This is a genomic window from Enterobacter sp. MG-EB028, from assembly GCF_056673305.1.
Genome location: NZ_CP195079.1, coordinates 2,475,365 through 2,487,142, shown reverse-complemented (window position 1 = coordinate 2,487,142; position 11,778 = coordinate 2,475,365). Strand labels below are relative to the sequence as shown.

Here is an 11,778-nt window from a genome sequence, read left to right as displayed (position 1 = left end):
TTTAGCTTCGAGGGTCACATGGAAAAAATTTGGGTACTTGGTGATGCGGTAGTGGATTTATTGCCCGATGGTGAAGGGAAATTACTGCAGTGCCCCGGCGGCGCACCGGCAAACGTCGCGGTGGGCATTGCCCGTCTGGGCGGTCAGAGCGCGTTTATCGGCAGGGTTGGCGACGATCCTTTCGGGCGCTTTATGGCGAAAACTCTTGCTAACGAGCGGGTCGACGTGAAGTACATGCGCCTTGACCCGACGCACCGCACCTCTACGGTAGTGGTCGATCTGGACGACCACGGCGAACGTTCGTTTACCTTCATGGTGCGCCCGAGCGCCGATCTGTTTCTTGAACCCGCTGACCTGCCGACGTTCAGCGCGGGCGAGTGGCTGCACGTCTGTTCCATCGCGTTAAGCGCAGAGCCGAGCCGTTCTGCGACCTTTCAGGCGATGGACGCCATCCGGAAAGCGGGCGGTTATGTAAGCTTTGACCCCAATATTCGCCCTGATCTCTGGCCGGATGAAAACGCGCTGCGTCGCTGCCTGCAACAGGCCCTGCAGAGCGCCGACGTGGTGAAACTTTCCGTTGAGGAACTGACGTTTTTAACCGGCGATACGGATGTACAAGACGGTTTGAACGCGCTGATGCAGCGCTGTCCGGCGCGTCTGGTGCTGGTGACGCAGGGTAAAGAGGGCGTTATCGCCTGGCATCAAGGCGAGGTGAAACACTATCCGGCTAACCCTGTGCAATGCGTTGATACCACCGGCGCGGGCGATGCCTTCGTCGCCGGGCTGCTCTACGGGCTGGCCGCCGGTCAGGAGCTGGTCCCGGTAATCGCCTTAGCCCAGCGCTGCGGCGCGTTAGCCACTACGGCAAAGGGGGCGATGACCGCGTTGCCCTGGCAGCACGACCTGTAATCCTTCCTTCACGGGCCGCCGACCAGCGGCCTGAATTGTCGCCTCGATCACACTTACTAAAACGGTTTAGCAAAAAAGATTGCCGATCCAAAATTCCGGGGTTTAGTATCAGCAACCTAAACCGGTTTAGCAATTTAGCACGTTCGATTAATACTTTTAGGGATGCGACAAAATGTATAAAAAACGCAGACTTGCCGTGATGATAGGCATGCTGGCCGGCAGTACCTCTGTTTTTGCTCAGACGGATATGACAAGTATCGAAGCGCGCCTTGCCGCAATGGAGCAGCGCCTTCAGGCTGCTGAAGCGCGTGCGCAGGTCGCTGAAAAACGGGCCACCGAAGCCGAACAAAAAACGCAGCAGCTGGTAGCCGCCCAGCAGCAGACGCAAACCACGGCCCAGGCGGTGGCGCAGCGTACCACCGCGCTGGAGAAAAAAGCGGACCAGAGCAGCGGGTTTGAGTTCCATGGCTACGCCCGTTCCGGCCTGCTGATGAACGATGCGGCCTCCAGCAGCAAAAGCGGTCCTTACCTGACCCCGGCCGGGGAAACCGGCGGTGCGGTAGGGCGTCTGGGTAACGAAGCCGACACCTACGTCGAGCTGAACCTAGAGCACAAGCAAACTCTGGATAACGGGGCGACCACGCGCTTTAAGGCGATGCTGGCCGACGGTCAGCGAACCTATAACGACTGGTCAGCCGATACCAGCGATCTCAACATTCGCCAGGCTTTTGCGGAGCTGGGCAACCTGCCTGATTTTACCGGCGCGCTGAAGGGCAGTACCTTCTGGGCGGGTAAACGCTTCGACCGCGACAACTTTGATATTCACTGGCTGGATTCCGACGTGGTGTTTCTGGCCGGTACCGGCGGCGGCGTCTACGACGTGAAGTGGAACGATTCGCTGCGCAGCAACTTCTCGATCTACGGCCGCAACTTCGGCAGCGTGGAGCAGACGGACAACAACGTTCAGAACTACATCCTCAGCATGAACCACTTCGCCGGGCCTTTGCAGGTGATGGTGAGCGGCCTGCGGGCGAAGGATAACGACGACCGGAAAGACGCTAACGGCGATCTCATCAAAACCGACGCGGCAAATAACGGCGTTCATGCCCTGGTGGGGCTGCACAACGAGAGCTTCTATGGCCTGCGTGAAGGAAGTGCCAAAACGGCGCTGCTGTACGGCCACGGTCTGGGGGCGGAAGTAAAAAGCATCGGCTCCGACGGCGCGCTGCTGTCTGATGCTGATACCTGGCGCTTCGCAAGTTACGGTGTCACGCCAATCGGCGGTGGCTGGAGCGTTGCGCCTGCCGTGCTGGCGCAGAGCAGTAAAGATCGCTACGTCAAGGGCGACAGCTATGAGTGGGTGACGCTCAACACCCGCCTGATTAAAGAGGTAACCCAGAACTTCGCGCTGGCGTTTGAGGGAAGCTATCAGTACATGGACTTAAATCCGGAAGGCTATAAGGACCGCAACGCCGTTAACGGCAGTTTCTACAAGCTGACCTTTGCGCCAACGTTAAAAGCGAGCAAAATCGGCGATTTCTTCAGCCGTCCGGAGCTGCGCCTGTTTGCCACCTGGATGGACTGGAGCAGCAAGCTCGATAATTACGCCAGCGATGATGCCTTTGGCAGCAGCGGCTTCAACGCCGGCGGGGAATGGAACTTTGGGGTCCAGATGGAAACCTGGTTTTAACCCATCACGCTCCCGCCCGGCGGGGGCGTTTCGCACATCATAAAAAGAAGTCAGGCAGAGGTATCTATGGATGTTAATCAAATCGCCCGCGAGCTTATTCCGCTGCTCGGTGGTAAGGAAAATATCGCCAGCGCGGCGCACTGCGCTACGCGTCTTCGTCTGGTGCTGGTCGATGACGCGCTTGCCGATCAGCAGGCGATCGGTAAGGTCGACGGCGTAAAAGGCTGTTTTCGTAACGCCGGGCAGATGCAGGTGATTTTCGGCACGGGCGTGGTGAATAAAGTCTACGCCGCGTTTATTCAGGCGGCGGGGATTAGCGAGTCCAGCAAGTCTGAAGCGGCGGATATCGCGGCGCGCAAGCTGAACCCGTTCCAGCGCATTGCTCGTTTGCTTTCCAATATCTTTGTACCGATCATTCCGGCGATTGTGGCGTCCGGCCTGCTGATGGGCCTGCTCGGCATGGTGAAAACCTACGGCTGGGTCAACGCGGATAATGCCCTCTACATCATGCTGGACATGTGCAGCTCGGCGGCGTTTATCATTCTGCCTATTCTGATCGGCTTTACCGCCGCGCGGGAGTTTGGCGGCAACCCGTATCTCGGAGCGACGCTGGGCGGCATTCTGACCCACCCGGCGCTGACCAACGCCTGGGGCGTGGCCTCCGGCTTCCACACTATGAACTTCTTCGGCCTTGAGATCGCGATGATTGGCTATCAGGGCACGGTATTCCCGGTGCTGCTGGCCGTCTGGTTTATGAGCATCGTCGAGAAAAACCTGCGCCGCGCAATCCCGGACGCGCTGGATCTGATTTTGACACCGTTCCTCACCGTCGTTATCTCCGGTTTTATCGCCTTGCTGATTATCGGCCCGGCGGGGCGCGCGCTGGGCGACGGCATCTCCTTTATCCTGAGCACGCTGATTGAACACGCGGGCTGGTTGGCCGGGTTACTGTTCGGCGGGCTTTACTCGGTGATTGTGATCACCGGTATTCACCACAGCTTCCACGCGATTGAAGCCGGGCTGCTGGGTAACCCGTCGATTGGCGTAAACTTCCTGCTACCGATCTGGGCCATGGCGAACGTGGCGCAGGGCGGCGCCTGTCTGGCGGTGTGGTTCAAAACCAAAGATGTCAAAATCAAAGCCATTACCTTACCGTCGGCGTTCTCTGCCATGCTGGGCATCACCGAAGCGGCCATTTTTGGTATCAACCTGCGCTTCGTGAAGCCGTTTATCGCTGCGCTGATCGGCGGCGCGGCGGGCGGGGCCTGGGTGGTGTCAGTGCATGTCTACATGACCGCCGTCGGGCTGACCGCTATTCCGGGCATGGCTATCGTGCAGGCCAGCTCGCTCCTTAACTATATTATCGGCATGGTGATTGCCTTCGGCGTGGCGTTTACCGTCTCGCTGCTGCTGAAATATAAAACGGACTCTGAATAATGACGTTACCTTCCCGCTGGCCTGCGATCCTGCAGGCCGTTATGAAAGGGCAGCCCCGCGCGCAGGCGGATAGCCACTACCCGCAGTGGCACCCCGCGCCGGTGACGGGGCTGATGAACGACCCGAACGGGTTTATCTGGTTTGCTGGCCGTTACCATCTGTTCTATCAGTGGAACCCGCTGGACTGTGAGCATCGCTTTAAGTGCTGGGGGCACTGGAGCTCTGCGGATCTGGTGCACTGGCGGCACGAACCGCTGGCGCTGATGCCGGACGAAGCGTATGACCGCAACGGCTGCTACTCCGGTAGCGCCGTGGATAACCAGGGCGTCCTCACGCTGTGCTACACCGGCAACGTTAAGTTTGATGACGGCAGCCGCACCGCCTGGCAGTGTCTGGCGGAGGAACAAACGGACGGAACCTTTAAGAAGCTGGGGCCAGTGCTGGCGCTGCCGGAAGGCTACACCGGCCACGTGCGCGACCCGAAGGTATGGCAGCACGACGGGGAGTGGTACATGGTGCTCGGCGCGCAGGATGTGCAAAAGCGCGGCAAAGTGCTGCTGTTTAAATCAGCCGATTTGCACGCCTGGGCGTCCTGCGGGGAGATCGCCGGTCACGGGGTCAACGGCCTGACGGACGCAGGGTACATGTGGGAGTGCCCGGACCTGTTCGCCCTCGACGGGACGCACGTGCTGATCTGCTGCCCGCAGGGGCTGGCGCGCGAGCCGCATCGCTATCTCAACACCTATCCGGCCACCTGGATGAGCGGGGCGTTTGACTATGCAAACGCCGCATTCGATCACGGCGAGCTGCACGAGCTGGACGCGGGCTTTGAGTTTTACGCCCCGCAAACCGCGCTGGCGGAGGACGGACGCCGCATTCTGATCGGCTGGATGGGCGTACCGGACGGGGAAGAGATGCTTCAGCCCACGCGGGCGCACGGCTGGATGCACCAGATGACCTGCCCGCGAGAATTGCGCTTTAGCGACGGCAGGCTCTGGCAGACCCCGGCGCGCGAGCTGGCGGCGCTGCGTGAAGATGAGCAGCGCTGGCAGGGGCGCGCCAGCGAGGCGCCGGAACTGGACGCGACGCGCCTGGAGTTTGAGCTGGGCGCATCGCAGGTGAATATCGATTTTGCCGGCGCGCTGCGCCTCACGGTCGATGAGCAGGGTTTACGCCTTGAACGCGCGAGCCTGAAAACCGGTGAAACATTGACCCGCTACTGGCAGGGTGAGGTTCGTCATTTACGCGTTCTGTGCGACTGCTCCAGCGTTGAAATTTTCATCAATCACGGTGAAGGGGTAATGAGCAGCCGCTATTTTCCTGACCATCCGGTGCGGGTGCGATTCGAAGGTGCGTCCGACATCACATTACGCTACTGGTCGCTGCGCGCCTGCATGATAGAATGAGGGTTTTGGCAGCCGGATCTAAGTCGTTGTGAGAAAAACAAAACGCGTCACCATCAAAGACATCGCGGAGCTGGCGGGGGTGTCAAAAGCCACCGCCAGCCTGGTCCTGAACGGGCGCAGCAAAGAGCTTCGCGTGGCGGAAGAGACGCGCGAGCGTGTGCTGGCGATTGCAAAAGAGCACCACTATCAGCCCAGCATTCACGCCCGGTCGCTGCGCGATAACCGCAGCCACACCATTGGTCTTGTCGTTCCGGAGATCACCAACTACGGTTTTGCCGTGTTTTCTCACGAGCTGGAGACGCTGTGCCGCGAGGCCGGCGTTCAGCTGCTGATCTCATGCAGCGATGAAAACCCAGGGCAGGAGACAGTGGTGGTGAACAACATGGTGGCGCGTCAGGTGGACGGGCTGATTGTGGCCTCCAGCATGCTGAACGATGCGGACTACCTGAAGCTCAGCGAGCAGCTGCCCGTGGTGCTTTTTGACCGCCACATGAACGACAGCGCGCTGCCGCTGGTGATCACCGACTCCATTACCCCGACGACGGCGCTGGTAGCGGACATTGCGCGTCAGCATCCGGATGAGTTCTACTTCCTCGGCGGACAGCCGCGCCTGTCTCCGACGCGCGACCGCCTGGAAGGGTTTAAGCAAGGTCTGAGAGAGGCCGGCGTGGCGCTGCGCCCCGAGTGGATCGTTCACGGCAACTATCACCCGAGCTCCGGGTACGAGATGTTTGCCGAACTCTGCGCCCGCCTTGGGCGTCCGCCAAAAGCGTTGTTCACCGCCGCCTGCGGGCTGCTGGAGGGTGTGCTGCGCTATATGGGCCAGCATAATCTGCTGCAAAGCGATATCAGGCTAGCCAGCTTCGACGATCACTATCTCTACGATTCGCTGACGATCCCGGTGGATACCATTCGCCAGGACAACCGCCAGCTGGCGTGGCACTGCTTTGATCTGATAGGCAAATTGATCGAAGGGGAGACGCCGCAACCATTGCAGCGCAAGCTGGATGCCACTCTGCAGCGGCGCTATAAGCCAGCGGTATAGCCCCGCGCGATACATCAATAACTTTAATTAATTTAAGTTTTGGAAGCGCCGATAACCATAAGGAATAATTCTCCTTGAGGTATTGGTTTATGTCGTTGAAAAAGTCGTCCCTGATTGTCCTGTTCTCGCTGCTTTTGTTCTTTATCGTCAGCACCGTGACGAGCGTTGGCCTCATCATTAAAAGTAATAACTCCCTGGATAACGTGAACAAAGAGATCCAGGTGGTGCTGTCGATTATTGACCCCATCAACCACAGCCGTACGCTGCGCGTGCGGGTGATGGAGTACGTGAAGATGGTGGAAGCGGGCAACTCGACAGACGAGTCTGCAAAGCTTGCCGCAGTGAAAGAGGCGCTGACCAAAGCCGACAATGCCTTTGCGGCCTTTATGGCTTCGCCGCGTCTGACGGATGAAGCGCCGCTGGTGAGTGCCTATCAGGACGCCTGGCAAAACTACCGCAACCAGGGACTGGCACCGCTGATCGATGCCGCGGCGGCGCACGATGTCGCTAAATTTAACGCCCTGATCCCGGAAGTTTCCCGTCTTGACCGCCAGTACGAAATCGTTCTCGACCAGGTGCTTTCGGTTCACCAGAAATACGCCAAAAGCCTGAACGAAGATGCGAGCAGTAATTTTGTCTCCGGCCTGGCGATGATTGCCGTTATTGCCTGCCTGTTTTTGGCGGTGATTGTCGCGGTCAGCCTCTTTATGAAGCGCTTCGTCTTTGCCCCGGTTAACCTGGCGCGCGAGCACTGCAGCCAGATTGCGGCGGGCAAGCTGGACACTCCGGTGCCGGTGAAGGGGAGTTCACATAACGAAATCGACCACCTGATGGGCTCGATGGAGCAGATGCGTCAGGCACTGCTCGCGACCATCGCCCAGGTGCGCGATGCGAGCCATACCGTGACGCACGCGGCCCAGGAGATTGCCTCCGGGAATATTGACCTGGCGTCACGCACCGAGCAGCAGGCTTCCGCCTTAACCCAGACGGCGGCCAGCATGGAAGAGCTGAGCGCGACGGTGGCGAACAATACCGACAACGTCTATCAGGCCGGTAAACTGGTGCAGGACGCGGTGAAAAATGCCCACACCGGTGAAGCGGTGACCCGAGAAGTGATCGACACGATGAACACCATCGCGGCGAACTCGAAGCGCATCGAAGACATTACCAGCGTGATTAACAGCATCGCTTTCCAGACCAATATTCTGGCGCTGAACGCGGCGGTTGAAGCGGCGCGGGCCGGTACGCAGGGCCGCGGCTTTGCGGTCGTGGCCAGCGAAGTGCGCACCCTGGCGCAGAAAAGCGCGGTGGCAGCCAAGGATATCGAGAGCCTGATTGCGCAGTCGGTCTCCAGCGTGAAAAACGGTGCGGAGTTGGTCAGCCGCTCGGGCGAGGTGATTGACTCGATCATTTCGTCGGTGAACAAAGTGAATACGCTGATGGAGCAAATTTCCGTCGCCTCCGAAGAGCAGAGCCGCGGGATCAGCCAGGTCGGGCAGGCGGTGACCGAGATGGATGGCGTGACCCAGCAGAACGCCGCGCTGGTGCAGCAGTCCGCCGCCGCAGCGGCCTCGCTGGAAGAGCAGGCGCAGCAGCTTTCACGGAGTATTTCGAGTTTTAGGTTGCCGGTGCGGGCTTGATTGTATAAGGGAGGCTCCGCAGGGAGCCTTTTTATTAATGTCTGGCATAACTGGAAAGCTGCGCCAGACAAGGTTTCATTTGTTACTATTAGCAGTCAAAAGCAATAAAAAGCGGCTAACCTCCCTTTTTTAACGCACCAATTAAATTTGTTAATTGCTCAATCCCATCAAAAGTTGAGGGTATCTTGTCCTCTGATGGCATTATATTAGAAAAAATAACCTCTTCAAATTTCACCAAAAGATCTGTGTTATGCTCTCTAATTTCTTGAGCATAAGTTGCGTAATTCTGGATGAACTGGCAAAGGCTTTTTCTAAGGTCAATTTGGATTAATTGTGCGCGGATAGAGTTGAAATTTAAAAGTGAAACTCTAAAGAAGTATACGAGTATTAATGTCAGTGAAAGTATGGGGATGATCTTAACCAAGCTTGACCACCCAGAGGGTAATGCTCCAGACTCTGCAAACGTCAGGATCTCTATCAGTAGAGGAAGCGGAATAAGTATGCCTAAGATAAACATAAGATACTTAGCTGATTTTAGCTCCTTAGACTTATTTTCCCCAAGCTCAGCAAATCCCTTATAAAGACCAACAAAGTTAAATTTATTTGCCTGCATAACTAGGGATTCATTTAATTTTTCGGATTTAGCTAAGTTCTCTTTTAAAATTGAATCCCAATGGCGTCCTGCATCTTCAAGGTCATCAGCTCTTCGGATATACTCTTTGTATGACTTAGCGCTATCGCTACTTAAAATTTCTCTAATCATTGTTAGAGGCATTTCTTTTAGAGCATATGTGATCTGGCCTGAAGATCTTTCGTCGAATTCATCTTGTCTGTAAATTGCGAATTGTTTTATGGCCTCAGTGAGTTGAAAGAGATTGTCTTTATGGAATATATGATCTTCCATAAAAAATCTAAAGCAAGAGGTGAAAAGTAAGTTAAGATTATCTTCATTTATAGGTGTCTTTAGCTCTCTAATAAACGCCTCACCGATTAGCTCTATATTAAACTGAACCCTTTCATCCCATATTGCAGCATGTTTTAAAAAAAGTTGTAACGCCCCTATCACGAGATAGTCTCGTTCTTTACTAAAACTTATATCGCCATCGGTGTCAATTGCATTCAACTCACGAAGTTTATTTGAAATGAGATATTGATTATCTGGATTGCTGAAGAAAACAGTATTCATTATATAATCCTAATGGTCATAAGTTTGTTGTGTAGGAAATGTCAGAATCTAGTTGAATTTCATGTTAAATCAGAAGACCTCACGATTGCGACATAAACATACAAACCAACGAAATTTTACGTCTACTTAGAAATCTCATCCGCACCGGCATCGTGACGGATATCGACGTGGGGTTGTGCCGTGTCCAGACCGACGGCAAGGAAATCACTTGGCTGAACTGGCTTACTTCTCGCGCCGGTCGCTCGCGTGTATGGTGGGCTTCGTCTGTTGGTGAGCAGGTGCTTTTACTGGCGATCGGCTGCAAGCTCGATACGGCTTTTGTACTGCCCGGCATTTTCTCGGATAACAATTCTGCACCGTCTGTCCCCCTGATGCGCTTCATGTGTCCCTTTCCTGACGGCGCGGTTATGGAGTACGAGTCCGAAAATGGGGCGCTCACCGTGTTAGGCATCATGAAGTGAAACAGGACCGGAAGATGAGCGGGAACATCGAGCACACAGGCGGGACACTGAAATCAAACGGCGTGCATGTGGACAACCATGCGCACGACAACGTACAGAGCGCTGACGCAGGAATAATGGGACGCAACGACGGTGCGCAATCTGGGAATAAACAGCCAGACCGGTTTCAGTATCTCTTAGGTTGAGCATATCCGGCAAAGCGTGCTCGACACTTTGGTCATGCCGGTTGGGTCTAGCGTCATGCGCCGTGAATACGGCTCGCTCCTATCGTTGATAATTGACCAGCCGCAGACCCCGGCGTTGAGCCTGCAGAGTATGGCCGCGTGCTATTCCGCGATCCAGGAATGGGTGCACTGCATAAACCTCTCGACCATCCTGACGCCACGCTTAAGAGAAAGGCTTTATCAGCTAAGCAGTGCGATAGACAGTGCGTCTGAGAGCATCGCAGCGACGCCGAAAGCGGTAATTTTATATTCACCCCAGCAATATTTCCCTTCCTCATCCGTCTACCTCATCACAAGCCATAATCAGTTACTGTAAACGAGGTAAACACCATGAGAGATTTTGAACTGCACGGCAGGGGTCACGGGCGCGGATTCGGTCGCCACCGTATGGGTAAGGGCTTAATCATCGGCGCGGTAATTTTCATCGTGCTCGGCCTGCTGGTGATGTCCCTGTGGAACGCCTTGCTCCCGGCTATCCTCGGCGTGAAGGCCATCGGGTTTTGGCAGGCGCTGGGCATTCTGGTGCTGAGCCGCATTCTGTTTGGCGGGTTAGGTTTCCGCCCCGGGATGTTTGGCGCGCACCGCCGGATGCACGAGCGCTGGATGAACATGACGCCCGAGCAGCGTGAGGCGTTTATTCAGCAGCGCCGCGAAGGCTTTGGTCGCCACGGTCGTGGTCACTGCGGCTGGCATGGCCATCGTGACGATAAGCGCGATGACGCCGCGCCAAAAGCGCCGGAAACCGAGTGAGCGAAATGAAAGCCGGGGAGACGGGCGGATCCATGCTGATGTCGGCGCTCAACGCCTGCCGCGCCCGGCTGAAAGCCTTCATTCGCGGACGAACGTCCGTTCGCGATGATGCCGACGACATTTTGCAGGAAGTGACCTTTCAGCTGATGAAAGTGGAGCAGCCGGTCGAAAACGTCGCGGCCTGGCTGTTCCGCGCGGCGCGTAACGAGATGACCGACCGGGCGCGTAAAAAGCGCGAGGTGTCGCTCTCCGGCTATTTTACTGGCGAAGACGAAGAGGGTTTCCCCGAAGACGAGCTGGCCGAAACCCTGTTCGGCGTACCGCAAACGCCAGAGGAGGAGTATCTCAAAACGCTGCTGTGGGAAGAGCTGGGGCAGGCGCTGTCTGAACTGCCGCCGCCGCAGCGCGAGGTGTTTGAAAAGACCGAGCTGCACGGCTACAGCATTAAAATGCTGGCAGAGGAGACGGGGGCCACAGAGCAGGCGCTGTTATCCCGCAAGCACAAGGCGGTGCTGTTTCTGCGTACGCGGCTGCGGGATATCTACGACGCGCTGACGGGTGAATAGCGGCGACAGACAAAACCTTACACTCCGGGCACTTGTAGATTCATCACTATCGTTTATGATCGGGGCGTCTTGTTACTCTGGAATATTATGCGCAACCGTCAGCTCCTCGGAAAATGGCTTTTGATTATCACCTGTCTCGCGATGGCGCTTTGCCTCGTGCAGCGTGCGGTGATGCTCAACCATTTTTTACAGGGACTGGATCCGCAGATTTCACTGAGTGCAGATGCCCCAACGCAAAGCAGCAAGACTGAGCAGTCCGGGCCATCGCCCTGCCAGTTAGGCGCCCAGTCGCTTCTTTGTGCCCAGCCGCTGTTCTTTGACGGCGCGCTACCGGCCATCATTATCTTCTTCGCGCTGTTACAGCTGCTGACGCAAGGGCGGGCCTTTGCTCCCGCGGAACAGCCCGTTCAGGCACCGCCTCCCCGAATACACCTTAAAAACTGCGTTTTCCGTGAATGAAAATC

10 protein-coding genes and 2 pseudogenes are annotated in these 11,778 nt (G+C 56.4%); 11 read left to right on the top strand and 1 reads right to left on the bottom strand.

The window, feature by feature from the left end:
* Positions 1-18 precede the first annotated feature (18 nt).
* The 6 genes from ACR42C_RS11830 to ACR42C_RS11805 all read left to right on the top strand — a co-directional run bounded on the left by ACR42C_RS11830 (position 19) and on the right by ACR42C_RS11805 (position 8,127).
* Positions 19-909 carry an aminoimidazole riboside kinase gene (locus tag ACR42C_RS11830; protein ID WP_163329481.1) on the top strand — a complete coding sequence of 297 codons (891 nt, stop codon included), beginning with the start codon at positions 19-21 and terminating at the stop codon, positions 907-909.
* 172 nt (positions 910-1,081) lie between these two features.
* Positions 1,082-2,599, top strand: coding sequence for a carbohydrate porin (locus ACR42C_RS11825; RefSeq protein WP_116339786.1), 1,518 nt, complete (start codon positions 1,082-1,084; stop codon positions 2,597-2,599).
* A gap of 66 nt (positions 2,600-2,665) precedes the next feature.
* Positions 2,666-4,036, top strand: coding sequence for a sucrose-specific PTS transporter subunit IIBC (locus tag ACR42C_RS11820; protein ID WP_439209806.1), 1,371 nt, complete (start codon positions 2,666-2,668; stop codon positions 4,034-4,036).
* Entirely contained in the window at positions 4,036-5,442 is a 1,407-nt protein-coding gene (locus tag ACR42C_RS11815; RefSeq protein ID WP_479984125.1) for a sucrose-6-phosphate hydrolase, read from the top strand. The genes ACR42C_RS11820 and ACR42C_RS11815 overlap by 1 nt, the downstream gene beginning before the upstream one ends.
* Positions 5,443-5,470: 28 nt before the next feature.
* Entirely contained in the window at positions 5,471-6,487 is a 1,017-nt protein-coding gene (locus ACR42C_RS11810; RefSeq protein ID WP_116339792.1) for a LacI family DNA-binding transcriptional regulator, read from the top strand.
* Positions 6,488-6,576: 89 nt separating this feature from the next.
* The gene (locus ACR42C_RS11805; protein ID WP_479984124.1) at positions 6,577-8,127 is read left to right on the top strand and encodes a methyl-accepting chemotaxis protein; all 1,551 of its coding nucleotides are present in this window, start codon (positions 6,577-6,579) and stop codon (positions 8,125-8,127) included.
* A gap of 115 nt (positions 8,128-8,242) precedes the next feature.
* On the opposite strand, the gene ACR42C_RS11800 is transcribed toward ACR42C_RS11805, so the two are convergent.
* Positions 8,243-9,313: a hypothetical protein gene (locus ACR42C_RS11800; protein ID WP_479984123.1), complete on the bottom strand. Its 1,071-nt coding sequence runs from the start codon at positions 9,311-9,313 to the stop codon at positions 8,243-8,245.
* A 92-nt stretch (positions 9,314-9,405) separates the two neighbouring features.
* Between ACR42C_RS11800 and ACR42C_RS11795 the strand changes: the two are divergent.
* From ACR42C_RS11795 to ACR42C_RS11775, 5 genes and pseudogenes are all read left to right on the top strand, one after another.
* Positions 9,406-9,872: pseudogene (locus ACR42C_RS11795) on the top strand (phage baseplate assembly protein V); the annotation flags it as partial.
* A gap of 34 nt (positions 9,873-9,906) precedes the next feature.
* Positions 9,907-10,227, top strand: a pseudogene (locus tag ACR42C_RS11790) (GPW/gp25 family protein); the annotation flags it as partial.
* A gap of 101 nt (positions 10,228-10,328) precedes the next feature.
* Positions 10,329-10,748, top strand: coding sequence for a hypothetical protein (locus tag ACR42C_RS11785; RefSeq protein ID WP_233003318.1), 420 nt, complete (start codon positions 10,329-10,331; stop codon positions 10,746-10,748).
* Between the two features lie 5 nt (positions 10,749-10,753).
* The gene (locus ACR42C_RS11780; protein ID WP_320719656.1) at positions 10,754-11,314 is read left to right on the top strand and encodes an RNA polymerase sigma factor; all 561 of its coding nucleotides are present in this window, start codon (positions 10,754-10,756) and stop codon (positions 11,312-11,314) included.
* A gap of 87 nt (positions 11,315-11,401) precedes the next feature.
* Complete coding sequence (locus tag ACR42C_RS11775; protein ID WP_463701564.1) at positions 11,402-11,773, top strand: hypothetical protein; 372 nt, start codon at positions 11,402-11,404, stop codon at positions 11,771-11,773.
* The last annotated feature ends 5 nt before the right edge of the window (positions 11,774-11,778 follow it).

Coding starts and splice junctions, on each gene's coding strand:
- ACR42C_RS11830 (WP_163329481.1), top strand. CDS start 19: ATGGAAAAAATTTGGGTACTTGGTGATGCGGTAGTGGATTTATTGCCC.
- ACR42C_RS11825 (WP_116339786.1), top strand. CDS start 1,082: ATGTATAAAAAACGCAGACTTGCCGTGATGATAGGCATGCTGGCCGGC.
- ACR42C_RS11820 (WP_439209806.1), top strand. CDS start 2,666: ATGGATGTTAATCAAATCGCCCGCGAGCTTATTCCGCTGCTCGGTGGT.
- ACR42C_RS11815 (WP_479984125.1), top strand. CDS start 4,036: ATGACGTTACCTTCCCGCTGGCCTGCGATCCTGCAGGCCGTTATGAAA.
- ACR42C_RS11805 (WP_479984124.1), top strand. CDS start 6,577: ATGTCGTTGAAAAAGTCGTCCCTGATTGTCCTGTTCTCGCTGCTTTTG.
- ACR42C_RS11800 (WP_479984123.1), bottom strand. CDS start 9,313: ATGAATACTGTTTTCTTCAGCAATCCAGATAATCAATATCTCATTTCA.
- ACR42C_RS11785 (WP_233003318.1), top strand. CDS start 10,329: ATGAGAGATTTTGAACTGCACGGCAGGGGTCACGGGCGCGGATTCGGT.
- ACR42C_RS11780 (WP_320719656.1), top strand. CDS start 10,754: ATGAAAGCCGGGGAGACGGGCGGATCCATGCTGATGTCGGCGCTCAAC.
- ACR42C_RS11775 (WP_463701564.1), top strand. CDS start 11,402: ATGCGCAACCGTCAGCTCCTCGGAAAATGGCTTTTGATTATCACCTGT.